Consider the following 25,353-nt stretch of genomic DNA (forward strand, 5'->3'; position numbering starts at 1 on the left):
TCCAGATATCGAAACGTGTTAATTTAAGATGAAAACGATAACAAAATTAACCAAGCAAAAATAATGGGGCTAATGCCCCATCTTTTTTATCTGTCAGCTACTCTTGAAATTGAACCTTAAGTTCATGAGGAGGAAGACCTATTTGTAATATAACAGGCTCAAACCCTTCGTCTTTACTCCACCATGTTGCCACTTTTTTTGCTAATAAAAAGCCAAGAAGGCCACCAGCAATACCACTACAAAAAATAGCAAATTCACTGGAAAACCAAAGGCTCGCAATACCCGCAACAATAAATAGACCAATAAGTGGCGTTAAATACACCAACATAGCCGAAAGGAGTAAATTATTTTCAGGGATCCCTACTTCCACTTTTTGCCCTTCAACTAAAGGTTGTGCAACAGGAAGTTCGAGTTGATGAACAGTTTCGGGCCCTATTTTATTTAATAAATAAGAGCCACACGCGGCACGAGCTTGGCAACTACCACAGCCAGAAGAGGAACCGTAGCGCAATAACGCTCTTCCTTCATGCCAATGTATAACTGTTGCCCACTCTTTAACCATAACTTATACCTTTTACTTTTTCGTAAATACAACACTGTTGACTATCTTCTGTGCCGTAGAAAATGGTAATTGACCAATAAAGGTAATTTCATTGCCTTCTTTGTCATAGGTATAAATTGTATTACGACCATACCTTAACATTTTATCGCGTTCGGGCGAATTTGTTTGCTGACCACTTTTATTAACATAAATAGAGAAGTCAAATAAGCCATCACTAAATAAAATAGACTGACTAAATTCAGTTTCAGAAATCTGATGATTACTACGTTTTACTTCTTTAAAACCATCAGGTAACTCGCTGACTGACCAGTTATAAACTAAAGATTTAGATTTAGGAATAAGTAACACTGGCGGCATATTAACCGTACGTAATGAATTCAATTTAGTTTCAACCTCATTGCCTTCATTCACCGTGATCACCCTAAATTGTTCAATAATGTCATTATTTTTATCTAAAAGATCCACTCTTAAAGGAAGATATCTTTCTTCATCAATAAACAGGACATAATCATAACGGTCATTATTTTTTGATAGCACACGCACAACGCGACTTGGAATATCACCGATATGTGTTCTACCTGCATCGATAAAGTTATAATATCCCGATAACTCATTGAAATCTTGGTAGATAATAGCTGGAATATAATCAACAATATGATCATTTCTCAAGCTAAAGGCATCTAATCCTGGCTCAAAATAACTAATTTCATTACCACGTTGAACAATTTCACGACGTGTACTGTCCATTTGCATTAGTTGTGCAAGGGGTTTGTCATCAATAAGAGTATGACGATAGCGAATAGGGACAATACCTTGAGAATTGATATTGATAAAAGATAATTCATAGGTAGAAGTTTGACTTGTATGACCCATCTTTTGCAACAAAGCCTCGACACTACCCGTTTGAGGTTGTGCCAAGGCTTGTATCGACATTGACAGGCTGCCCACCAATAATAAGGCGGATAACCATGATTTTTTCATTACGACTGTTTCATTCCCACACGTTATTTATACATTTACGTCGTTATTATTGCTGTGCAGCTACTGGTTGAGTGACACCTTGCTCATTCGCAGGTGCTTCATTTTGTGGTGCATTATAAATACGACGATCTAACTCGTACTGTTGCAACATTAAGCCAAGGCGCTGATTGCGCTCTTGTAAACGTGTTTGCTGGTCTTTGCCTAAAGTATCGTTTTGAAGATTTAAACTCACTGGCGCACCTGAACCCATAATAGGTTGGGTATTAAATACAGGAGTGTCTACTTGGAAATCTTCAGAACCATTCTTTCCATTATATTGCTGAACACCAACAATAACAGCTAATGAAACACAAGCCGCGACACCGATTTGAGTTAACTGACTTGCCCAAGGACGTAACGTTTGTAAGAAAGAGTGCTGACGCCATTGTGATGGCGCAGGTTGCTGCTCTCGTTGTTGTTCAGGACTTATGCGGACAGGCTCATTCTCTAAAGCGAGCGCAACGCGACTTGCGATATCAAAGTGGACTACTTCACCTACATCACCACGCATTGTGTCACGAATTAAATGGTAACGTTGCCATGTCTCTTTCATGGAGTCATCACGCGCAATTGTTCCCATTAATTCTTTATCAAGAACTTCGCCATCCATAAATGCAGAAAGTTTTTCTTTTTGCATGTAAAAGTACCCTTCAGTCAATGATGGTTCACCCACAATCAAAACTCTTGTATTAATGGTTGAACCTTATTATCAATAGCTTCTCGCGCCCTAAAAATACGTGAACGTACTGTTCCGACAGGGCAATCCATAATGACGGCTATCTCTTCATAGCTCAGTCCGTCAAGTTCCCGAAGTGTTATAGCAACCCTTAGATCTTCAGGTAATGACTCTATGGTGTGAAAAACCACTCTCCGTAACTCTTCAGACAACATTAAATTCTCAGGGTTCGAAATTTCTTTTAATGCGTTTGGTGATTCAAAATTTTCGACATCACTCGCATCTAAATCATTTGAAGGCGGACGTCGCCCTTGTGCCACCAGATAATTTTTTGCGGTATTCACCGCAATGCGGTAAAGCCATGTATAAAAAGCACTATCACCACGAAAAGAACCTATGGCTCGGTAAGCTTTAATAAAGGCTTCCTGCGAAACATCTGGCACATCACCCTGTGGTACATAACGGGAAATCAGGCTTGCTACCTTGTGTTGATAGCGGATAACCAGCAAATTAAACGCATTCTGGTCACCATTTTGTACCTTTTCAACCAACATTTGGTCCGTTAACTGCTCGCTCATTAGAGATGGACTCTCCCGAAGTCAAGCTTCGCACTATTTTTAAATGACTCCGTCATATTTACTCTCGTTATTCCTTCTCGTTTTTTATGAGCTACATGACTTAGAGCGTAAAAATAGTATGAAGTTCAATTCAATCATTATTTTAAGAGATGAATCACAAAAAAATTATCATGGTGATCACCAGCCAATATGCAATTTGCCAATAAAGAAACGATAACACAATGATATTATTTAGATATATACGATTACTTACAACAATATATATTATCTTAAACAAGGCATTATTAAATATAGATTTAATAATATAAATAAAAGTCAGTTACCCAAGATTGAAACTTATCAGTGTAATGACCTTCATTATGACGAATAATAAGCTCTTCTATATTACATCCAATGCAACTTTCACTTTGTCTTTGAAATGCTAACAATATTCGATGGTAGGGTTTGTCTGCGCTATCTTTGATATTCACTCGCTTGACAATATTCCACTCTTTTTTTTCTGCTATTTCAATAAATTGTTCACCAATAGCATAGGGCAACACAACACAAAATAAACCATCATCTGTAATAAGTGATTGCGCACTGTCCAATAATCCCTCATGCGTTAATGTTTTAGTATAACGAGCTTGTTCACGAACATCATTACGACAAGCAATTGCCGGCTCAAAATAAGGGGGATTACTGACAATTAAATCATACTTACCTTGTGTTTGTTCTGCATAATGATGAATATCACAATGATAAATATGAATTAATGAACACCATTGTGATGCTTGGGCATTGTCTGTAGCTTGTAATGCCGCATTTTCATCAAGTTCAATGCCATCAATACATTCAATTTGGTTAGCCCGTTGAGCCAACATTAAAGCAACTAATCCACTCCCCGTACCGATATCAAGAGCTCTTTTTACATTCTCGATAGGTGCCCAGGCTCCGAGTAAAACGCCATCTGTCCCTACTTTCATTTCACACTTATCATGAGCAACAAAAAATTGTTTAAATGTAAAACCACCTTTGCTTAATCCCGCTTTTTTCACTTTCTTTTGATTCATCTATAGGCTCTATTGATTCGTCTTACTATCTCTTTTTTATTACTTATCATTCATGTCATTGAAAAAGAGATATATGGTATGATAACGCTTCTGCAACCCCTATCTTAACATTAAACTATTTGTATACGATGCGCGCTTATTTAGATTAAGCCTAAAAACAACGAATACCTTCGTCTATCGGTAATATATAATGTGATAGCGGTAAATCCGCTGGCTTTTAGCAGGGGATAATGTCAAAATCCGCGCCCTAAACAGAGGTATACAATGACAGCCACGACATTTTCTAGTCTTGAACTTGATGAAAGTTTATTGACCGCATTAGAAGAAAAAGGATATCAACGTCCTACTGCAATTCAAGCAGATGCTATTCCAGCAGCAATGGATGGACGTGATATTTTAGGCTCTGCGCCAACAGGCACAGGGAAAACTGCGGCCTTTTTACTTCCGGCAATTCAACACTTGCTTGATTACCCACGTAAAAAATCAGGCCCGCCACGTATTCTTATCCTGACACCAACACGCGAACTTGCTATGCAAGTTGCCGAGCAGGCAAAAGAATTATGTGCGCACACACATTTAGATATCGCCACTATCACGGGCGGTGTTGCTTATATGAATCACGCTGAAGTCTTCAGCGAAAACCAAGATATCGTTGTTGCAACAACAGGTCGTTTATTACAGTACATCAAAGAAGAAAACTTTGACTGCCGTGCGGTAGAAATGCTGATTTTAGATGAAGCAGACCGCATGTTAGATATGGGTTTTGCTAATGATATTGAAACCATCGCGGGCGAAACTCGCTGGCGCAAACAGACATTACTATTCTCAGCAACACTTGAAGGTAATGCCGTCATTGATTTTGCACAACGTATCCTCAATGAGCCCGTTGAACTGAATGCTGACCCTTCACGCCGTGAACGTAAAAAAATTCAGCAGTTCTATTATCATGCAGATAATCTTGAACATAAAACAGCATTACTGGCCGCATTGCTAAAGCAAGACGATGTTAAAAAATCGATTGTCTTTGTGCGTAAAAGAGAGCGAGTAAGAGAGCTCGTTTCTGCGTTAGAAAAACAAGGTATTAAATGTAGCTATCTTGAAGGTGAGATGGCGCAAACACAACGTAATGATGCAATAAAACGATTAGAATCAGGCCAAATGAATGTATTGGTCGCGACAGATGTTGCTTCTCGTGGTCTTGATTTGGACGACATCACCCATGTGTTTAACTTTGATTTACCTCGCACTGCTGATGTTTATTTGCACCGTATTGGTCGTACAGGACGTGCTGGTCGTAAAGGTATCGCCATTTCATTGGTTGAAGCACACGATCACCCATTATTAGGCAAGATTGGCCGTTATGTTCAAGAGCCAATAAAATACCGTGTCGTCGCTGAACTACGTCCAACCACTAAAGCACCGAGTCAAAAAGCAACCTTTAAGCCATCTAAAAAAGTACTGGCTAAACGTAAAGCGAAAAAAGACGAAGAGAAAAAAACAGTCAAAGAAAAAGTACGCGCTCGCGATCGTAAAAATATTGGCAAGCGTCGTAAAACGGCCACCAATAGCGCGACAAAAAGTGCGTCACCAGTAAATTCAGCAAAAGAAACACTGACAGATAGCGAATAATCTGCATTATTTCTTCATTTATTTAGAACCGTAGCGAATTAATATCGCTACGGTTTTTTATTATTTAATAACACTTATTGTGCATAAAAAAAGCCCGATATTTTCATATCGAGCTTTATCATTAACTTATTACTTTAGTGAAAATTACAGGCTTTCGGTGAAAGTACGAGTAATAACATCACGTTGCTGTTCTGGAGTCAGTGAGTTAAAACGCACTGCATAACCAGAAACACGAATAGTTAATTGAGGATATTTCTCAGGGTTGTTAACTGCATCTTCCAGTGTTTCACGGCTTAACACGTTAACGTTAAGGTGTTGACCACCCTCTACACGAACAACCGGTTTAGATTCTACAGGCACTTCACGGTATTCGATATTGCCTAACTCTTTACGGTTAATCACTTGGCCTTCTTCAAAGCCTTTTTTAGCACAGATGCAACGAGCTTCGCCGTTTTCATCATCTAATAACCAGAAAGAGTGTAATAAATCGTCGTTATCAGCTTTAGTAATTTGGATACCAGTAATCATTTCGACCTCCAATATGGGCGCAAAATCAAATTCTAATCTCGTATCAGAACTTGGGTATTTGGTCTAACCAATGTTTCTGTCTACTTATATACCAGTATAAATGGCGTCATTCTTTGACTAATATCAATAAAATCCATAAGCACTTTATCAACCAAGGTGCAAAGTGTTGTTTTAAATCAACAATCGCCCTTTCTTGATTTGCAATTTTTTTTGTAAATTTTAAAAGAAAATTTGAATATTCAATTAATTCTAATTTTTAAACCGTTATATTTTCATTCATTCAATGAAATCTGTAAGCTTAGGCACTATAAGATATCAATAAGGATTTTATGTTATGACTACCGCATTAACTTGGCATGATGTAATAGGTGCTGAAAAAGAAAAGCCTTACTTTCATCAAATTATGTCTCAAGTCGCACAACAAAGAGAAGCCGGAAAAATTATTTATCCCCCTCAAGAAGACGTTTTTAATGCTTTTCGTTTTACGCCTTTTGAAAATGTGAATGTCGTTATTTTAGGACAAGATCCTTATCATGGCCCAAACCAAGCTCATGGACTCTCTTTTTCTGTACGCCCAGGTGTACCTGCCCCCCCTTCACTAGTTAATATGTATAAAGAGCTTGAAAAAGAATACTCTGATTTTAAGCGCCCTAACCATGGCTACTTAGAAAGTTGGGCAAAACAAGGTGTTTTATTGCTTAATACCGTATTGACCGTAGAGAAAGGCCAAGCACATTCTCACGCTAATTATGGTTGGGAAATATTCACAGATGCTGTTATTGAGCAGATTAATCAACGTAGAGAAGGGGTTATTTTCCTACTTTGGGGAGCCCATGATCAGAAAAAAGGTCGTTTTATTGATACAAATAAACACGTTATCTTAAAAGCACCTCACCCATCACCACTTTCAGCACATAGAGGCTTTTTAGGCTGTGGTCATTTTAAACAGGCTAATGATATTTTACAGCAACAAGGCCGAACACCTATCAATTGGTATCTTGACGCGATTGAGTAAGACCTGCCTTTAAAAAATATAAAACCGCACAATAACTTGAAGATTTATAAACTTCGTATTGTGCGGTTTACTTTATCTACACTGAATAAAACGTGTGATAACGAATACTTTTATTAATGCTATTTAGAAACGATAACCATAGCTGGACGTAATAAACGACCATTTAAGGTATATCCTTTTTGCATAACATCAACAACATGATTAGATTCATGTTCAGGACTATCAATCAATGTCATCGCTTGGTGAACATCAGGGTTGAATGCCACATTTTTTTCTTCAACGACTTCAATGCCAAATTTACGCACGGCATCTAAGAATGACTTCAGTGTTAACTCTAACCCTTCAATCATTGGTTTTTGCGATTCATTTTCATGATCAGCAGCAGATAAAGCGCGCTCTAAATTATCAAGTACCGGCAATAATTCATTAGAAAATTTTTCAAGTGCAAATTTATGAGCTTTCTCAATATCTTGTTGGGTACGGCGACGCACATTTTCAACTTCAGCCAAAGCACGAGCCATAGCTTCACGCTCTGTTTTTTGTGATTGCTCCAGTTGTTTTTCAAGAGAATCAATACGCGCTAATGCCTCAACTAATTCAGCTTGAGCATTAAAATCCGCTTGTTCTTCTTCGGTCATTACCTGTTCTTGAGATTCATCCATTACCGATCCCATTCCTTCTTTTTCTTTTGAGACTTGCTCTTCATGTACATTTTGTTCTTTACTACTCATGAACATCTCCGCGTAGTTTTGGTATTCATCTTCATATTTAGTTTATTATGGGGATCAATAAACGGGTTTCAAGGAATTGGCGCAAAACGAGGGTAAAAAAATGCCAGATAATACCGTAACGGAAAAAAAACACTTTAAATGTATTGGCATTGTCGGCCATCCTCGCCATCCAGAGGCACTTTCAACACATGAAATGCTTTATCATTGGCTACAAGCTCAAGGCTATGATGTTATTATTGATACACAAGTCGCTCATGAGCTAAAACTTGAAAATGCACAAACGGGTGATTTAACACAAGTGGGTAAAGTCGCTGATCTCGTGATTGTCGTCGGAGGTGATGGCAACATGCTCGGTGCTGCGCGAGTGTTATCTCGCTATAATATCAAAGTAATTGGCGTTAACCGTGGTAACTTAGGTTTTCTTACTGATCTTGATCCTGATAATGCCTTACAACAATTAACTAATGTCTTAGCAGGACACTATCGTGAAGAAAAACGGTTCTTACTTGAAGCTCGAGTCTGCGCTGAAGGTCAAAGAACACGTATTGGTACAGCAATAAATGAAGTCGTGCTTCATCCTGGTAAAGTGGCTCATATGATTGAGTTTGAGGTTTATATTGATGATCGCTTTGCCTTTTCACAGCGTTCTGACGGCTTAATTATAGCTACCCCCACAGGTTCAACCGCCTATTCATTGTCTGCTGGCGGCCCTATTTTAACGCCCAATCTTGATGCTATTGCGCTTGTACCTATGTTTCCCCATACCTTGTCAGCACGCCCTTTAGTTATCAGTAGTGATAGTCAAATTCGTCTAAAATTCTCACAAACGAATATCGATTACGAAGTAAGTTGTGATAGCCAATTAGTATTACCTATTAAAGAAGGCGATGAAGTTATCATTAAACGTAGCCGTCAAAAACTCAATTTGGTTCATCCGACTGATTACAATTATTTTAATACACTCAGCTCAAAATTAGGTTGGTCAAAAAAAATGTTCTAATTTTTGTGCCTCACTACTTTACTGTATAAAAAACCAGTTTATACTGTATGTAATTACAGATATGTTTTTATACACAGGAGAGGCACTATGCTGACTCAATTAACTATTAGTCATTTTGCCATAGTCCGTGAACTTGAAATCGATTTTTCTGGCGGCATGACGACCATTACGGGTGAAACTGGTGCCGGTAAATCTATTGCCATTGATGCACTAGGTTTATGCTTAGGTAACCGTGGTGATGCTAATATGGTGCGCCCAGGTGCAGCTAGAGCTGATTTATGCGCACGATTCTCACTCTCTGACACGCCATCAGCACAACGTTGGCTTGAAGAACATCATCTTGATGATCATAACGAATGCCTATTAAGAAGAACCATCTCCGCTGATGGGCGTTCTCGTGGTTTTATCAACGGTACTTCCGTGCCCCTTTCACAATTAAGAGAGCTAGGTTCTTTACTTATCCAAATTCATGGGCAACATGCTCATCAGCAACTTTTAGAACCTCGTTATCAAAAACAACTGCTTGATATTTATGCTCATGAGCCTGCTTTATTAAAAAGCATGAAATTAGCCTATCAAACATGGCATCAAAGTTGTCAGACATTGGCCTCGTTTCAACAACTTTCCCTAGAAAGAGAAGCAAGGAAACAACTGGTTGATTATCATTTAAAAGAGCTTAACGAGTTTCAACCAGTACAAGGTGAATATCCTGAATTAGATCAAGAATATAAACGCCTATCTAACTGCGGACAATTTTTGACCTTAAGCCAAAATAGCTTACAACTCTTAAGCGACAACGAAGAACAAAATATTTTAAGTATGCTCAATGTCGTTAAACATGAAATTGCAGAGCTCACCTCTATGGAGAGTCAATTTAATTCATTGTTAGAGATGCTAGAAGAAGCCTCAATCCAAATTAGTGAAGTGAGTGACGAACTTCGCCACTATAGTGATCGTTTAGAAATGGATCCTAATCGCTTATTTGAAGTTGAAAAACGCATGTCTAAATACATTAGTTTGTCACGTAAACATCGCGTAGCACCTGAAGAATTATATGATCTTCATCAGCAATTAATTGAAGAGAAAAATGCCTTACTTCGCCAAAATGATGATTGTGAAACGTTAATCGAACAAGTAAAGGCAGATCATTTAATGGCGTTAGATGTTGCTAAACAATTACATCAAGTTCGCCAACAATATGCTAATGAACTAAGCCAACTTATCACAAACAGTATGCATCAGTTATCAATGCCTCATGGTTATTTTACTGTTGATACTTACTTTGATGACAGTTCACTGCAAATCGATGGCGCCACAAAAGTTGAATTTAATGTCACTACTAATCCAGGACAACCTCACCAAGCGCTTTCTAAAGTGGCTTCTGGTGGTGAGTTATCTCGCATTGCGCTAGCAATACAAGTGATCACAGCGAAAAAAATGGATACACCAGCTCTAATTTTCGATGAAGTAGATGTGGGGATCAGTGGCCCTACAGCCGCTATTGTAGGTAAATTATTGCGAGAATTGGGTGAATCAACTCAAGTAATGTGTGTTACTCACTTACCTCAAGTCGCGGGTTGTGGACATCAACACTATTTTGTTAATAAAGAAACCAACGGTGAAGAGACAGAAACCACAATGAAACTATTATCGAAAAAAGAACGATTACAAGAGCTCGCCCGTTTATTAGCAGGAAGTGAAGTCACCAAAAATACCTTAGCAAATGCGAAAGATTTGTTGGCTGCATAACGATTAACAAACTTTTATTGATATTTAGGGTCATAGGCAGAGCGTGAAAGGTTTTCAATTGCTGCGTTGTCGATTATCATCGTCACTATGACCCTAAAAGGAATGTAATAACCATGCGTTTTAAACTGTTAAAAGTTGCCGCCTTATCTTTAGTCGTAATGACTTCAGGTTGCTCTATGTTCGAGAGACTGGTTTATCACCCAGATATCAATCAGGGAAATTATTTAACACCAGCCGAAGTCGCAAAAGTTCAGCAAGGAATGACACAGCAGCAAGTTCAATTTGCCCTTGGTACGCCAATGCTTAAAGATCCTTTCGGAAGCCAAACTTGGTATTATGTTTTCCGTGAGGAGCCAGGTCACCAGGAAGTACGTCAAGAAACGCTGACACTAACTTTTGATAGCAATGGCATACTGACTAAGATTGACAAGCAAGGCAATATGCCTAATTTCTCAGCACCTGCAACTAAATCGTAATGTGATTACAGTGCTAAGAAAGCTTAGTTTTATATAAGATTGGCAAAAGCGAATTGCACCCCATACGTTAAATTTGACGTTGGGGTGTGTTTTTATAAAGAGAAATTACTTTATAGCAGTGTTATCTTTTATTGTATCTGTCTGTAATCAAGCGCCTATCAATGCAGTATGTAGCGCCCCTATATTGGGCAAAAGCATGATGTTAATCCGCTTTTTGTCGTGCTTTTTCAGCACGCTTACGACGCACTTCTTTAGGGTCGGCAATTAAAGGTCGATAAATTTCAACTCTATCACCGTCTTTCACATTATCACTTAGCTTTGCTGGCCGACTATAAATGCCAACTTTATTCTTAGTTAAATCAATATCATTACAAATAGTTAAGATATTTGAAGCAATAATGGCTTGTTCAACAGTGTCCCCTAGCGTTAGTTCTACAGGGATAAGATACTGTTTATCAGGCAACGCATAGGTTACCTCTACCCATATTTTAGTCACGATAGATCTCTTTCGCTCTGTGAGTAAATGCTTGAACCATATTGTTCGTTAAATCTTTAAAAATACGGCCAAAAGCTAACTCAATTAATTTATTAGTGAACTCAAAGTCTAGCTGAAATTCTATCTTACACGCATTATCATCAAGTGCGGTAAACACCCATCCCCCAGTCAATTTACGAAAGGGGCCATCAACAAGACGCATATCAACACGTTCATTAGTCTTTAAAAAGTTATGGGTAGTAAATGTTTTACTAATTCCCGCTTTTGAGACATTTATTGATGCAATCATTTCTTCTGGTGTACTTTTGATCAGTTTACTTCCAACGCATCCTGGTAGAAAATCAGGATAAGTAAGAACATCATTAACCAGTTTAAACATTTGCTCTGTGCTAAAAGGGACGAGAGCAGATCGACTAATCTGAGGCATAGTTATTCCTGTACGACAACACTGTGTGGATCATATCATTGAACAGTGACTAATTAAAAATCTAATGGAATATAGCTTAAGTTTTATGCAATTGAAAAGAAAACAGTCGGTTAAATGATTTCTTTCTATTGCTCATACAGTATAATGTGGACATTATGACAAAGAAAAAATCACACAAACCTGGTTCCGCGACCATTGCGTTAAACAAACGTGCTCGCCATGAATATTTCATCGAAGATGAGATTGAAGCGGGTCTGTCGTTACAAGGCTGGGAAGTTAAATCACTGCGTGCCGGTAAAGCAAACATCAGTGATAGCTATGTTATCATGCGTGATGGCGAAGCTTATCTTTTTGGTGCAACCATTACTCCTTTAAATGTTGCATCAAGCCATGTCGTTTGTGACCCGACTCGTACCCGTAAACTATTATTAAAACAACGCGAATTAGATTCACTTTACGGTCAAATCAATCGTGATGGATACACCGTCGTTGCTCTTTCTCTTTATTGGAAGAATGCATGGTGTAAAATTAAAATTGGCGTAGCCAAAGGTAAAAAAGATCATGATAAACGCGATACCATTAAAGATCGTGAGTGGAAATTAGACAAAGCACGTATCATGAAAAATGCTAACCGCTAAATTTCGTTAAGTACTAGCAATTACAAGTATTTTTCTGATATACTCGCTTTCAACAACTTGGGGCTGATTCTGGATTCGACGGGATTTGCGAAACCCAAGGTGCATGCCGAGGGGCGGTTGGCCTCGTAAAAAGCCGCAAAAAAGATAGTCGCAAACGACAATCAGTACGAAGCACTAGCAGCTTAATAACCTGCTTAGAGCCCTCTCTCCCTAGCTTCCGCTCTTAAGACGGGGATCAAGAGAGGTCAAACCCAAAAGAGATCGCGTGGAGACCTAGCTTGGGGTCAAAGCGTTAAACTTAATCAAGCTAGCTTATTCATGGCGCGTCTGTCCGCAGTGGGTAAGTGAAATTAAAGATAGACTAAGCATGTAGTACCGAGGACGTAGAAATTTCGGACGCGGGTTCAACTCCCGCCAGCTCCACCAAATTTGGTGGGTCAGTGATAGGACAACGGTTTCAAAAACAAGAAGTTAGCGAAATCGATAGGACTACACACTGACAACAGTAGGACTATGAAGTGCACGCGAAATGCACGTGCATTTGAAAATAAAACCCTGAGGGTCATTCCTTGGGGTTTTCTATTTGTAACAAAGTGTAATAAATTATTTCTTTCAATCCCTACATTAAAAAGAACTCTAGAACAATATTAATTCATTAATTTTGAAATAATATGCATGTCATCTAACTCCCTTACTCAACATACTGGAAGGCAGCCTCTTTTATTTATATCTCCCTCCGGCTCCTTATTGTAGGATAGATATAACCCACGATAAGGAATATTAAAAATGAGAATGACTGCACGTAAAAAAGAGATAATGGAATTATTTAAACCCGACAATCTTGAATGGGTAACGGGTGAAATTGGCGCACCACCTTTTGATGTTTCAGGTGTAGCTTATATGCTTAAGGGAATGGATTCTTTTAACAAGAAAAGCATTCTTGAATCTACTCGTAGAACATTAGATAGCATGGTTAAAGATGGCTTGTTAGAAAAGGTATCTAGCTATGAGAGGCGACAAAACAAACACCAAGGCTCAAGCAGTTCTCCTGGTGTTCGTTGCGTCGTCACTCGATATGGTTTATGTGGGAAATGTCGTCTTGTGAAATACGAAAATGACGGAGAGGATTTTATTAAAGGTGAGTGTGTTAAGATTGATTAAATAACCAATTCATCTAAGTCACTAATTAAAAAGATAAAAGCCACATTTAAGAGGCTTCTATCAATTAACAAGAGCAATAGTTAACCTTTTTTAAATCCTGGCTTACCATTCTGAGCTCTCCATTTTTTAACTGTGTTCAAAATCCCTGCTGGTGAATCATCTTCACCATCTTTAGGATAATAGATCAAACCGTTACCACGAGGATGCTCTGATAATTTAACAAAATGTCTAACCCATGATTTATGTTCTTCTTCATTAGAAGTTGTTACATTACAGATTCCCTGTAACAATTTCAAAAACTCAGCTTCAGTATAATCACTGATACTATTTTTCAGTTCCATGATTATTGTCCTCTATGAATGTCAATGTGTCGTTTAGGAGTAATAACATGGATATTATCCATATCATAAACTCCACCATCTTCAATAATAGGCTTAACATGATGAAGCTCAAATGTTTCCCTACCTCCAACTTGCTCTTCAGGGATCGGATAAGGTGCATTACCGTTTTTTATCAATGTTTGATTACTTTTACTAAATTGCTTTAACAATTCGGGATCTTTTGACACTTCTTCCCAGAATTGCTTCCGGAAGTCATCGAAGTTATTAAATTTCTTATCCCGCAGTTTATCCGCAATCCGGTCAGGGATTGGCACACCGGATTCTTTGCTTGCATCATGAAGCCATTTATCACCTACTTTTTGCCCTTTACCCGTAGCCTTTCCTGGTTGATAGCGTTTATTTTCTTTTTTAACCTTATCTTCAGCAGATTTTTTCTTTTCTTCTGCTTTTTTGCGATTTTCCACCGCAATCAATAGTAATGTTTCAGCTTCAGCTACCTGACTCTGAATATTAATAAGTTTATTACGAACAAACTCAACATCACTATGCAGAGCTGATACTCTTTGATTAAATTTATTTGCCTGATCTGTATCAGTAATTACTCCAAACCAATTATTTACCACCATGATATAAGCAGATAACGCTTCAACCCCCTGCTCGCTTAATATCATTGTTAATTCATCGGGTGTTTCTATATAGGCTTTTTGATAATAATAAGGTGATTTTACTGGATCTAATAACGTTTGATATTCTTTAGTTTGCTTCGCTGAATATATAATTTTTTGATACTTTTCAACTAATTGCTTTTCTTTCTCCAGTTGATTATTTGCTTGTTCTAACTCGTATTTAGCAAATTCAAGTGGATACAAAGAACTCCATTCAGCTAGAGTGGTCTCAATTACATTCTTATTTTCTTTGGGATTTTGCGAAATAGACACATAAACAGGATCATGAGAATCATCAAAATAGACTACAGCATGGTGTGTTTCCACTCCTTTAATTGCTGAAGCAATAGGCAATACATAATCGACTTTCGGTTTTGTATTTGCTTTTGTATTTTTTGTATTATCAGATTTAGTCTGATTAACTTGAATTTGTACCGGTTTCATTCCCGGTATAATTTGTGCTGTATAAACATCACGTTGTTTAGTTTTTTGAGCTTGAACAACAGAAACCATAGTTGAAATTGTCTGTTATGTAATAGCTACTTCCCGTTTCTTAGTATCTAAGCTAACAACAGGCTCTGCCAGCACGCTAACAGGAACAACTTTGCTCTTTGAAATCTGATTGGCAGGAAGAGTGGTAACAGCGCTACTCGGTAAACTAACAATTTGATATGGCTTCGTTTTATCAAGAAAATTAGCACCTCGATATTGATCTAGCAAAGCCTGTTCTCTAGCTTCTGACATAATTGTTTGGCTAGGATATAAAGCTCCGACTAAAACACCAGCGGTCAACCCACCAGCATAAGGCAATGCTTTACTTAAAACATTAACTCCCTGAACCAAGGCTGCATCGATGGCTCCCCAATTAATTGTGAAACCCAAAACTCCATTAATTGGATATGCTGTCATTGGAATGGCGGCATAAGACATCACAGCCATTGCTTCAGGTGTTTCTTTTAGATCAATGTCAGACCATGACGAGTGATTCCCACCGCTATTTCGATCTTCATTGTCATTATCTGTGTAATTTGAATTATCATCTTCGTCATAATCATAGTAATCATGACTATTGACGCCATCGGTTATTTCAATCCGAATATCTCTATCTTCATTATCGCTCATATAAATTCCTTTTTATATTTAACAGCACACGATCACTGTATACAAATACAGTATAATCAATGGTAGTCGTAAAACAATCGTCTTATTTCGGCTGTATTAGGAATGATTATCATTATTATTTAATTCTTCCTTGAATTAAATGCATTTGATTAATTATCAATTTCTGGTGTCTTATTGGTGTTCTGATTATTAAAGTAATACATCATTTTCACCTAACCCGAATTGCGCTTTCATCTCCTCTTCTTTTTGTCTACGCTCCTCTTCCACTTTCTGCGCCTCTTCCATCTCACGCATTCTCACGTTATAGATTGATTGCTCTGGCATCTGTACACGTACAGAAATAAAACGACCATCAGGGATATCAATTGGGTCGCCATCGTTGAAGCCGTCAATATCATTACGGGCAAACTCAGGCGCGTTAGGATGAGTGCGGTGATACGTTTTAACAAGAATAGAGCCGTCTTTGTTAACTTTGGAGTCTACCCAAATAAGGGGTTGTTTATTTACATCAAGTGGAATTTCAATACCACCATCAACACCGCCCCATTCTGCGTCTGAGTTAAAACCCAATACACCTTCGATAAGATATTCACCCTGCCCTAATCGAGTAACCGTAGCGCCTTCTGATTCGTCGTTAGTAGTGAATGTGCCATCAGGGTTGATGTCAATGATTGGAGAGGCTTTTTTGATGAAGCCGTTGCTATCTATGGTTGTATTTCTTGTTCCCCATAGAACATTACGGCGTTGATTCCCAGTATTTAAACACTCAGCAATTACAGCGCCATCTCCCATAATAAAAAGTTTAAATGATATGCTATTGTCATATTTAATTGAAAGACCAGAGCCATACCCACCGAAATAATTACTACCAACAGCGGCCTCCTGAGAAAAGAAATTAGTTCCTTTCGAGTTATCTTTTACATCATTATCAGTAAAATAAGGCGCATTCGCACCTATCCCATAATCCCCCCCCTATTCCTCGGACGCTGTTAGTATTCTTTCCGCAGCACCAATATTTCTCTTTATACAAAATAACCTTAGCTTGTAGCTTTGCATTATTTTGTGGGTACCAAGCTAACTTTTTATTTAAAACACCAGTAATGAACTGATCTACTGAAACCGAGAATTGAGGCAGATAGTAATTATTATTTTCGTCTTGTAGCATACCGAACATTGGTAAATCGTTGGATATACAAATATCACGAAAATAAAATTCTTTACCTTTTCTCAATTTGTGTAACCAAAGAACTCTATTAATGCCTGACGCTATGTACTTAGCCTGTCGTTCTTTGAATACTGCCACGCAGTTGATTAGCGATATCCCAAAGGGTTTCTTCAAAGCCTTTCGTCGGTTTTTTCGCGGGTGATTTAGCCATGTAGATAGATTCTCTTTTCTTATCAGTTATTATCGGCAAGCGCAGAGTTAGTGTCAGTTATTTTTACGCTAACTGCCGATAATGTATACAAAATAAGTTTAGGTAAGATTATCGTATAAAAATCAGGTGGGTTTGAGCGGCTAAAGCTAACATTATATCAACCTATATAGCCCAATACTTATTGCTTAAAGTTAGGAGGAGAAAACTGATAATCAACAATGTATGCACCAATAGGTCCTGTTTTTGTTGTAACCCACACTGTTCCCGTATTTTCCTTTGTTTGCGATTTTGGATCGCTAATGCACCATAAACCCCATTCTCCTGTATAGATTTCTTTTATCCGTATACCATATTCACATTGAGGGGATTTAAGGCGCGGAGGCCCTGGCGATACGATGTCATATTCTGTTTGGTATTGAATTGTTTGGTCTAATGATAAATAAACAAGCACATTGAAAGTTGGAATAATAAACATAAGTCCAAGAAAGGCGCCCCAATAATAATCAATGATTACATACTTTGATGGGCGAAAGAAGGGCTGCCATATTCCTCCAATAATCCCTGTAAAAATGGCAAAAACAATAATAATCGTCCATTTAGGAAACCATTCAAATAATACAATGTTATCGCCTAAATAAAACGACAAAAATAGATAAACTAACCAAGAGCCGTAAAGGATAATAAAAATGTAAGTAGGCAATGATTTTTTCTTACTACCTTTACTGTATGATTTGAATTGATATTCCATAGAAACCTTAATTATTTCCCTAAATTAATTATTTATAGTTCAGATTGGCTACCTATTTACTAACCATAACCTTCCGTGAAAATAATGAGAACCATTATTTTAAACTCTAAAGTGACATCAATTTGCTGATTGATTACATAAATAATACTGGTAAGTATGATTTTTCAATGTCAAATAAAGTAAAAAGTGTGTGACTGAACGCTAAAAACTATAATAAATCAGATGAAGAAACTCTACATCTACTTGTTCGGGAACTACAGTATTTTGGTAGTAGAACATTAGCGAATACGATCCGTCGTAACGGTATTAAATACGCCGAAATTGTAGACGATGTGGCCAAACAGCTTAAGATTAAATGTCCAAAATCCACCACAGTTGAAGAAAAAGAAGTACTGATTATTGACTGAATAGCCACTGTCTCATTAGTCCACAACCCAACTAACAGTAAGTATTGCTTCAATCAGAATTCATTAACATATGAACTAAACCAAACTGCATTAATGGATAGATTTGGTGGCGATTTAAATCGCCACTGGAACATGGTTATATATTTATATCTACGCTACAAATCGTTAATAACCCCTAAAATTATATTAAAACAGTTCGAGTTCCATTATGATCAGGAATACTTATTAATCCTTGCATTTCTAGCTGCTCTACAATCATTGCACTTCTGTTATATCCAATTCTAAATTTTCTTTGAATACCTGATATAGAAACTCTATTTGTTTCTGCGATAAACTCAACAACTTCATAAAATAAAATATCTAACTCATCAAAATCGCTATTTTTTAATAAATAATCAGTTTTAGAGTTTAAATTAATATATTCAGCCCTTTCCCATTTTAAAGTGTAACCTATTGCTTGCCATATATCTTCATCAGTAACAAATGCACCTTGAATACGCTCTAACCTTTCAAGATAAGGTGATAAATAAAGCATATCGCCATTTCCAAATAATTCTTCTGCACCATTTTGATTTAAAATAGATCGTGATTCCTTTTTAGAAGGCATAGTAAGAGAGATACGAGTCGGTATATTAACTTTCAGTTGATTATCTATGCTCGATGATAATAGATTTCTTGTAGATAAAATAAGGTGTATTCCAACTATATTTGCTGATTGACTTAAGGTAATTAACTTATGACCAATTTCATTATTATAAGATATAAATTGAATATAATCGTCCATGACAACCATTATAGGAGTCATAACTTTCAGAAAAGGCATTGAAACATCATTAATATTAGCGGGCTTCCAAAAAGGATCTGGAATTGATCTATTGAATTTTTCTGCTTGGATAATTTTTTCATTATAATTATCAATACTTTTAACACCTAAAGCACTAAACAATTTATAGCGTTTATTCATTTCAGCTATAATCCAATCTAATGCTCTGATAACTTCAGACATATCATCAACTATTGGAAACATTAAATGAGGAAGATTAAAATAAGGAGTCAGTTCTATTCCACTTGTATCAAATATAATCAGTCTAATCTCTTTAGGAGATAGACGATATATTATACTCATAATAATAGAATGAATTAATGTTGATTTTCCTGAACCAATAGAACCTGAAATTAATAAATGTGGGCATGGGATCAAATCAATACCGATAGGCTCCCCTATAATATTTTCACCCAACATAATCGATAATGGAGAAATATTTTTCTGTTTTAACCATTGATTAAAACATGATGAAAAAGGAATTAATCGACGATATTTATTCGTTATCAGTAATCCGATATAGGGTGTTCCTGGTAAAAAATCAATTACTTTAATATTAATAACATTAAGGGCTCGACATAACTCAGTTATCAATGATTTAACATGCATTCCTCGTATTTTAGCATCAACTTTTAATCTAAAAAGAGTAAATGATGACCCCATGAAATAATCAACCACTGACACATTTACTTTATAAATAAGTAGGCATGATTCGATAGAATGAGACATCTCATCCAATTCCTGACGTGTCCAGCAAGATCCTATTTCTTGTTTTATTAATTGATACATTGCATTATCCAAAAGTATAAATACCATGTAAAACATAAAGTTAAATCAATTAAAAACAACTATTTTTAATCTTATAAAAAGTCTACCATTTATTAACAACAAATGCTTACTTACATTTAAAATAAAAAGTAACTGTTATTATGAAAGAACAAATAAGTCATATTGATTATCAATTTACATCAATAACTTCCGATTATGAAGAGAGCAATTTATTTGAAATTAAAGGTGGTATTTATAACTATGAAGAATTTGATGAAGACACCATTATCGGAAAATTAATATTATATTCTTAATGCAGAGGAATTAGGTATTTACGTTGGTGATTTATTAGATATATAACAATAAATCTGTGTTTATTGGCAATTTTCACAATAAAAATGGTCACACACTAAAAATAAAGAAATTATTGAAGATGGAATTAGACACTTTGGCAAGAATATAAGTCTCCTTAAAGTATCATTACATGTAAAACCATAATTAAGAATTGAATGGTGTGAACTGATAATCAACAATATATGAACCAATAGGACCAGTCATTGTTGTGACCCATAGTGTTCCTGTATTTTTCTGAGTTTTCGATTTTGGATCACTAATACAAAATAATGCCCCTCGTTCAGTATAGATTTCTTTTATCCATATACCGTGTTCACATCGACCAAATCTGTTGGTTCTAGGGCCTGGCGATGTAATTTTATATTCTGTCTGATAGCGAATTGTATTCGCTGATAATAAATACGTCAGCACATCAAATGCAGGTACTATTAATACAAAACCAGCAAACCCAGTCGAGAGGAAATTTTTAAATGCATGTTTTATTGGGCGACGAAAAATACTCCAAATCCCCCCAATCATTCCTAAAAAAACAGCAAAAGTAATAGAAATAGTCCATTTGGGAAACCATTCAAACATCACGACTCTACGGTGTAAACTTATTGACCAACCCATGTAAGCTATCCAGAGAACAAAAGGAATAAAGATAAGGTAAATAGGCAGTGATTTTTTCTTGCTATTCTTACTATATGATTTGAATTGATAGTCCATATAAACCTTATACCAGTTAAAAAATTTTTCGCAGAACATTTATCTATTAGTTTTATATTAAAACTAATTTAGTGCTTAAAAAGCCGTATGCTATACATACTTACTTTCTAATAAATATTAGTTTATAACAATCAATCCTTTATTTCAGTCTATATTTTTTCTCTCGATATTGTATATAGTTTTCATGTTATAAATTATTTTTAATAAAATATTATTAAAGATGATTAAACAACATTAAAGCAATACTATTTATAAATAGAAAAAAGATGCTGTAAATTAGCATCTTTTATTATTAAAAACATTTACTTAATAAGTATGTGAATAGTTTTTATATCTATATCCTTGAGATTTCATACACTCAGCTATTAGTTCTGGCTTTTCATTTATATTTACTTTAGCGATACCAATATCATATTTACACTTCGCCAATATATCTTGAGAGTTTTCATAGCTTACTCCTTCCTTATACCAACCTGGGCCAACAACACACCCACTCAATATAAATATGGATATAAATAAAAAACATTTAGTATTTATTTTCATGATCTTTAAAAAATATATGATAGGCCAATTATATTTACTAATCCGTATTTCTGTTTTGTGATCGGGCTGTCTGCCATATCACCAAACAAGTAATAACCACCCGATTTTAAATTAACAAAAAAACCTTCACTTATTTTATAATTTATTCCAATTAAAATACCGGCATCTTTAATTCCAGAATTTGGTGTATAAATAGAATAATCAGTATTAAGTGCCTGTTTTTCTGTGACACCAAAATAAGCCTGACTATAGTTTTTGTTTACATATCTTGTGGATATATTCGAATCAATAGACCAATTTTTATTTATATCGAAATGCGAATTAATACCAAACTCGAACCGAGTGGCATTATCAATATTTTTACCACCATAATCTCTATGACCAATAGCAGTCAGCGAATTTATATAAAAAGAATGGCCAATAATATTATAACTTAGTTCAACACCTGTACCAGCGGCTCCTTTTAGATCTCCCATTCCTTTTAAATCTTTATTTTTACTACCAGAAAAGCCTATTTCTTCTTTACGACCCTGCATATACGTTCCAAGCAGAGCAATATGAATATTATCAAAAATATTAAATTGCCATTTTGCTCCACTGGTGCCCAGACTAAATAAACCAAAACTATTTGTTTCTGTTGTATATTGCAGCATAGCATCTGGAATTAAAATATACTTATCCGATCCTTCGTATGGCGAAGACATGCCAATGCCTGCGCCTATTTTTAATTCATCTGCATAAGAATTTGAGCAAACAAAAGCACCAAAAATGGGGAGTAAATATTTTAATGACATATATATTCCATTCTTTATTAAAAGTTATTTGTTTAATTGGTTTATTAAGGATATTCTTGATTTTTCAACATATTGTTTAAGGCCATTAGCATCATAAAATGCCTTTTCATTTCCATTATTTAAATCTTTAATTTTATCTAATAAATTGAATCGATCTCCTTTACTCGCAATAAATATATCCACCTTTTGATTATTTAATACTTGATAACTGTAATGAAGATCATTAACTATCTCTGGATAATTAAGGTTATTAACCAAATAATATCCTGGTGTCGCTAAACTATCCGCATAAATAAGTATGTCATTGTTATTTAACTTTACTTTCCATGACGTACTACCTGGTAAATGCCCTGGCGTTAGTAAAGCTGTAAACATCACACCAGAAAGCTCAAATGATTCATTATCGTTTAATATAAGATCTACTTTCACTGGCGGAAACAATAATGCATCACCTAAAGCAAAATCATTCGCTCCACCTAACGCTAGTTGTTCTGCATTTATTTTATTTGAGATAACCTGTGCACCACTTATTTCTTTTAATTTTGTTATTCCACCAGCTTGATCTAATCTCGCATGGCTATTCAGAATATATTTAACATCCTTAATATTAAATCCTAATTTTTCAATATTACTTTGGATTAGTTCTGCACTTTCATTTAAGCCTGCATCAATAAGAACATGGCCTTTATCTGTAGTGATCAGTATAGAAGTTAAATTCTCTGTTCCTACATACCAAACTTGAGGTGCTATTTTAAAAGACGTTATAGGTTTGGCCCATTGTGTAAATACACTTTTCGGCGGTACTGTTGATAACGGTTGTTCTGGGTGCAATGATGCATAAACCGTAGTTGGCATAGCCAATCCTTGCATACAAAGCAATGCAATTAATGTTAACTTTTTCATATATACCATTATTTGTTTGTCGTTAAGCTGAGATAATAGTATAAGTAAATTGAATTCTGCTCATTTATAAAGAGACAAAATGAATCTTGCTCAATTTGATTTTAATCTTCTCAAAGTGCTCTATGCCTTGCTTTTGACTGGAAGTACTAAAGAAGCAGCTCATAAACTGGGTATTTCGCCTTCTGCGGTAAGTCATGCACTAAGTAGACTACGCTTAACACTGGGCGATCCTTTATTTAAACGAGAAAATAATATTCAAGTCCCAACACCATTTGCTTTAACACTAAAAGCAAAATTAGTTCCTCTTTTTATTTCTTTAAATGATGATCTATTTACCGATACTTTTGATGGTTCAAGAAGTTTTAAAGTGGTTTGTCCCCCTGCGTTAATGAACATTATTACCCCAACACTCTCTGAACTCTCTTTTGAGTTGAACGTCTATGCGGAATGTATTCCATACCAACGTCGCTCTTGGCGAGAAGAAGTACTTGATGGCACTGTAGACTTAGTCTTTGCTGTTGGTGGAGATCAAAACCCAGTATCGTCTTTAAAATTTGAAACTATAGGTAAAAGTAGGCTCGTTATTATTTATGGAGAGCCATTAAGATCATCTTTAAAAAATATTGACGATTTTAGTCTTGAACAATTGGTTTCTTATAAACATGTTTATTGTTTACCTTGGTCTCAAGATGATAATGAACTTGATAGGCAATTACGTAGAAGAGGACTATTTAGAACGATCGGATTTAAATGTCCTGAATATGCACAAGTTATACCCGCTATTAATAGCAGCCCATATATAGCTGTTGTGCCTGAACCATGGCTAGAATATCAATCACTCAAACATACCGTTTATAAAATTAAGCTCGTTGATAGCCTTGCTGTAGGGCATTTATTTATGATGAATAGAAAATCAATGTTGCCGTGGAAGAAAAAAATTGTATCGTCACTTAAAGCGAAAGTTGCGGTGTACTATAAACCGACTGATCAATAACAATATGTAGAGATTTTACAAAAAAATTCACATACTAGGCAAAAGATAAAAGTCGTTATTTAACGACCTTTATTAACTATAACTACCCATCCTCATTTAATTACTCCTTATCACAATTAATACTATTTGTGTTTATACATAATAAATTTAATAGGCCTTACCACAATCGTCCGACACATCATTTAACCCTTGTTGTCTTTGTTCAAAGATGATACTTTTTTTATCACCCTCTCGGATTATTTTTAAGATATAAATACTATCAAAATCACTACTCTTCCATTTAGGGATTAATTTAGGATCTCCCCCTTCTTTCTTTATGATATCTCGTGCCACTTTGACTAAATTATCATGCTCCCATGCAATAAAAATAACTGAGTTTTCATATTGCTGGCTTAACAGGGCTTCACGTAGCTCTTTTATCTCTTTAGCATGATAATGAAGATGGATAGGTAATGACATTTTAATAGCAATAGGAGAGATAGTTTGAAGTGAACGTAATGAATTACCTAACTTACTTTGTTTAGGCGCCGCCGCGAATAATGCGTCAGGTTTGCCAAATTGATTGATAAGTACATCAGGTAAAGCGAGGGCTCTATTTAATCCTTTACAGGTCAGTTGCCCACTTTCATTATCAGGTTTTTCACCATGTCTTATAAAAACGAGTGTTTGATCTGAATACGCCATATGACTAAACCCTAAAATAAATACGCTCAAAAATATAAATACACTGCGCATACAGCGTTACCTTTAAGTCAGTTAAGTATAAGAAGTATGGAGAGTTATATATTTAACACTAGCCATACACTTACCTGTGCGGCTCACTCAGTTTATCATAGCCGAAAATTTTTCAGAGACGATATCTTCTTAATCTTCAAGATCAAATTAACATACATAAAAACAAGGCAAACAATTGTTAACAAAAAATAAAGAATATCTTGAGCTCTTATTAATTAACTCTCAATTTTATAAAATTGAATGAAAATTAAATACTAAGCACATTTAGATAAAAAAAGGGAGGAAATCTCTTTTTCACACTAAAAATAGTGTGTTAAAAATCAATGCAAGTCTT

The 25,353-nt window shown here is 35.9% G+C and carries 27 protein-coding genes, 1 other RNA gene and 1 pseudogene; 10 read left to right on the forward strand and 19 right to left on the reverse strand.

Going from position 1 to position 25,353, the window contains the following annotated elements:
• Positions 1-97: 97 nt before the first annotated feature.
• The 5 genes from rseC to GWI68_RS15110 all read right to left on the reverse strand — a co-directional run bounded on the left by rseC (position 98) and on the right by GWI68_RS15110 (position 3,888).
• The gene (rseC, locus tag GWI68_RS15090) at positions 98-562 is read right to left on the reverse strand and encodes a SoxR-reducing system protein RseC (RefSeq protein WP_166540802.1); all 465 of its coding nucleotides are present in this window, start codon (positions 560-562) and stop codon (positions 98-100) included.
• 12 nt (positions 563-574) lie between these two features.
• Positions 575-1,543 carry a sigma-E factor regulatory protein RseB gene (gene rseB, locus GWI68_RS15095; RefSeq protein ID WP_166540803.1) on the reverse strand — a complete coding sequence of 323 codons (969 nt, stop codon included), beginning with the start codon at positions 1,541-1,543 and terminating at the stop codon, positions 575-577.
• 46 nt (positions 1,544-1,589) lie between these two features.
• The gene (gene rseA, locus GWI68_RS15100; RefSeq protein ID WP_208105208.1) at positions 1,590-2,219 is read right to left on the reverse strand and encodes an anti-sigma-E factor RseA; all 630 of its coding nucleotides are present in this window, start codon (positions 2,217-2,219) and stop codon (positions 1,590-1,592) included.
• 38 nt (positions 2,220-2,257) lie between these two features.
• Positions 2,258-2,836 (reverse strand): RNA polymerase sigma factor RpoE, encoded by a 579-nt coding sequence (gene rpoE, locus GWI68_RS15105; protein ID WP_023581594.1) that lies wholly within the window; start codon positions 2,834-2,836, stop codon positions 2,258-2,260.
• 296 nt (positions 2,837-3,132) lie between these two features.
• Positions 3,133-3,888: a tRNA1(Val) (adenine(37)-N6)-methyltransferase gene (locus GWI68_RS15110; protein WP_166540805.1), complete on the reverse strand. Its 756-nt coding sequence runs from the start codon at positions 3,886-3,888 to the stop codon at positions 3,133-3,135.
• A 264-nt stretch (positions 3,889-4,152) separates the two neighbouring features.
• Between GWI68_RS15110 and srmB the strand changes: the two genes are divergently transcribed.
• Complete coding sequence (srmB, locus tag GWI68_RS15115; RefSeq protein WP_166540806.1) at positions 4,153-5,517, forward strand: ATP-dependent RNA helicase SrmB; 1,365 nt, start codon at positions 4,153-4,155, stop codon at positions 5,515-5,517.
• 144 nt (positions 5,518-5,661) lie between these two features.
• On the opposite strand, the gene grcA is transcribed toward srmB, so the two are convergent.
• The gene (grcA, locus tag GWI68_RS15120) at positions 5,662-6,045 is read right to left on the reverse strand and encodes an autonomous glycyl radical cofactor GrcA (protein ID WP_023581591.1); all 384 of its coding nucleotides are present in this window, start codon (positions 6,043-6,045) and stop codon (positions 5,662-5,664) included.
• Positions 6,046-6,379: 334 nt separating this feature from the next.
• Here grcA and ung point away from each other — a divergent pair, with 334 nt between their 5' ends.
• Positions 6,380-7,060, forward strand: a complete 681-nt coding sequence (gene ung, locus GWI68_RS15125) for a uracil-DNA glycosylase (protein WP_166540807.1) — start codon at positions 6,380-6,382, stop codon at positions 7,058-7,060.
• A gap of 119 nt (positions 7,061-7,179) precedes the next feature.
• Here ung and grpE read toward each other — a convergent pair whose 3' ends face one another.
• Positions 7,180-7,791 carry a nucleotide exchange factor GrpE gene (grpE, locus tag GWI68_RS15130; protein WP_166540808.1) on the reverse strand — a complete coding sequence of 204 codons (612 nt, stop codon included), beginning with the start codon at positions 7,789-7,791 and terminating at the stop codon, positions 7,180-7,182.
• Positions 7,792-7,891: 100 nt separating this feature from the next.
• On the opposite strand from grpE, the gene nadK reads away from it, so the two are divergent.
• From nadK to bamE, 3 genes are all read left to right on the forward strand, one after another.
• Complete coding sequence (gene nadK / locus GWI68_RS15135; protein ID WP_109407352.1) at positions 7,892-8,791, forward strand: NAD(+) kinase; 900 nt, start codon at positions 7,892-7,894, stop codon at positions 8,789-8,791.
• An 87-nt stretch (positions 8,792-8,878) separates the two neighbouring features.
• Positions 8,879-10,540, forward strand: a complete 1,662-nt coding sequence (recN, locus tag GWI68_RS15140; protein ID WP_166540809.1) for a DNA repair protein RecN — start codon at positions 8,879-8,881, stop codon at positions 10,538-10,540.
• Positions 10,541-10,653: 113 nt separating this feature from the next.
• Complete coding sequence (gene bamE / locus GWI68_RS15145; RefSeq protein ID WP_088495022.1) at positions 10,654-11,016, forward strand: outer membrane protein assembly factor BamE; 363 nt, start codon at positions 10,654-10,656, stop codon at positions 11,014-11,016.
• Between the two features lie 202 nt (positions 11,017-11,218).
• On the opposite strand, the gene GWI68_RS15150 is transcribed toward bamE, so the two are convergent.
• Positions 11,219-11,512, reverse strand: coding sequence for an RnfH family protein (locus GWI68_RS15150; RefSeq protein ID WP_166540810.1), 294 nt, complete (start codon positions 11,510-11,512; stop codon positions 11,219-11,221).
• Complete coding sequence (locus tag GWI68_RS15155) at positions 11,505-11,939, reverse strand: SRPBCC family protein (protein ID WP_006533588.1); 435 nt, start codon at positions 11,937-11,939, stop codon at positions 11,505-11,507. Before GWI68_RS15155 ends, GWI68_RS15150 begins: the two co-directional genes overlap by 8 nt.
• Before the next feature lie 155 nt (positions 11,940-12,094).
• On the opposite strand from GWI68_RS15155, the gene smpB reads away from it, so the two are divergent.
• The 3 genes from smpB (at position 12,095) to GWI68_RS15170 (ending at position 13,738) form a co-directional block, all read left to right on the forward strand.
• Positions 12,095-12,577: an SsrA-binding protein SmpB gene (gene smpB / locus GWI68_RS15160; RefSeq protein WP_109407355.1), complete on the forward strand. Its 483-nt coding sequence runs from the start codon at positions 12,095-12,097 to the stop codon at positions 12,575-12,577.
• Positions 12,578-12,636: 59 nt separating this feature from the next.
• Positions 12,637-13,003, forward strand: a transfer-messenger RNA (tmRNA) gene (gene ssrA / locus GWI68_RS15165).
• A gap of 360 nt (positions 13,004-13,363) precedes the next feature.
• Positions 13,364-13,738 carry a hypothetical protein gene (locus GWI68_RS15170; protein ID WP_166540811.1) on the forward strand — a complete coding sequence of 125 codons (375 nt, stop codon included), beginning with the start codon at positions 13,364-13,366 and terminating at the stop codon, positions 13,736-13,738.
• Between the two features lie 80 nt (positions 13,739-13,818).
• On the opposite strand, the gene GWI68_RS15175 is transcribed toward GWI68_RS15170, so the two are convergent.
• The 6 genes and pseudogenes from GWI68_RS15175 to GWI68_RS15200 all read right to left on the reverse strand — a co-directional run bounded on the left by GWI68_RS15175 (position 13,819) and on the right by GWI68_RS15200 (position 20,009).
• A complete protein-coding gene (locus GWI68_RS15175) occupies positions 13,819-14,079 on the reverse strand; it encodes a bacteriocin immunity protein (RefSeq protein ID WP_166540812.1) in 261 nt (86 codons plus the stop codon).
• Positions 14,080-14,081: 2 nt separating this feature from the next.
• Positions 14,082-14,750 (reverse strand): HNH endonuclease signature motif containing protein, encoded by a 669-nt coding sequence (locus tag GWI68_RS20680; protein WP_347877538.1) that lies wholly within the window; start codon positions 14,748-14,750, stop codon positions 14,082-14,084.
• Between the two features lie 249 nt (positions 14,751-14,999).
• A pseudogene (locus tag GWI68_RS20685) lies at positions 15,000-15,866 on the reverse strand (colicin-like bacteriocin tRNase domain-containing protein); the annotation flags it as partial.
• Between the two features lie 189 nt (positions 15,867-16,055).
• The gene (locus GWI68_RS15190; RefSeq protein WP_166540815.1) at positions 16,056-16,658 is read right to left on the reverse strand and encodes a hypothetical protein; all 603 of its coding nucleotides are present in this window, start codon (positions 16,656-16,658) and stop codon (positions 16,056-16,058) included.
• Positions 16,659-17,420: 762 nt separating this feature from the next.
• Positions 17,421-17,990, reverse strand: coding sequence for a hypothetical protein (locus GWI68_RS15195; RefSeq protein ID WP_166540816.1), 570 nt, complete (start codon positions 17,988-17,990; stop codon positions 17,421-17,423).
• Between the two features lie 588 nt (positions 17,991-18,578).
• The gene (locus GWI68_RS15200; RefSeq protein WP_166540817.1) at positions 18,579-20,009 is read right to left on the reverse strand and encodes a DNA translocase FtsK; all 1,431 of its coding nucleotides are present in this window, start codon (positions 20,007-20,009) and stop codon (positions 18,579-18,581) included.
• Positions 20,010-20,149: 140 nt separating this feature from the next.
• On the opposite strand from GWI68_RS15200, the gene GWI68_RS15205 reads away from it, so the two are divergent.
• Positions 20,150-20,302 (forward strand): hypothetical protein, encoded by a 153-nt coding sequence (locus GWI68_RS15205; RefSeq protein ID WP_166540818.1) that lies wholly within the window; start codon positions 20,150-20,152, stop codon positions 20,300-20,302.
• A 184-nt stretch (positions 20,303-20,486) separates the two neighbouring features.
• On the opposite strand, the gene GWI68_RS15210 is transcribed toward GWI68_RS15205, so the two are convergent.
• From GWI68_RS15210 to GWI68_RS15220, 3 genes are all read right to left on the reverse strand, one after another.
• On the reverse strand, positions 20,487-20,954 hold the full coding sequence (locus GWI68_RS15210) for a hypothetical protein (protein WP_227335811.1): 468 nt from the start codon (positions 20,952-20,954) through the stop codon (positions 20,487-20,489).
• Positions 20,955-21,598: 644 nt separating this feature from the next.
• Entirely contained in the window at positions 21,599-22,387 is a 789-nt protein-coding gene (locus GWI68_RS15215) for a MipA/OmpV family protein (protein WP_166540820.1), read from the reverse strand.
• 24 nt (positions 22,388-22,411) lie between these two features.
• The gene (locus GWI68_RS15220) at positions 22,412-23,257 is read right to left on the reverse strand and encodes an HARLDQ motif MBL-fold protein (RefSeq protein WP_243733433.1); all 846 of its coding nucleotides are present in this window, start codon (positions 23,255-23,257) and stop codon (positions 22,412-22,414) included.
• A gap of 112 nt (positions 23,258-23,369) precedes the next feature.
• On the opposite strand from GWI68_RS15220, the gene GWI68_RS15225 reads away from it, so the two are divergent.
• On the forward strand, positions 23,370-24,284 hold the full coding sequence (locus GWI68_RS15225; RefSeq protein ID WP_166540822.1) for a LysR family transcriptional regulator: 915 nt from the start codon (positions 23,370-23,372) through the stop codon (positions 24,282-24,284).
• A 147-nt stretch (positions 24,285-24,431) separates the two neighbouring features.
• Here the strand turns inward: GWI68_RS15225 and GWI68_RS15230 are convergent, their stop codons facing one another.
• Positions 24,432-25,019 carry a histidine phosphatase family protein gene (locus GWI68_RS15230; protein ID WP_166540823.1) on the reverse strand — a complete coding sequence of 196 codons (588 nt, stop codon included), beginning with the start codon at positions 25,017-25,019 and terminating at the stop codon, positions 24,432-24,434.
• Positions 25,020-25,353: the final 334 nt, after the last annotated feature.

The sequence above is a fragment of the Proteus sp. G2669 genome, from assembly GCF_009915245.1.
Lineage (GTDB): Bacteria > Pseudomonadota > Gammaproteobacteria > Enterobacterales > Enterobacteriaceae > Proteus.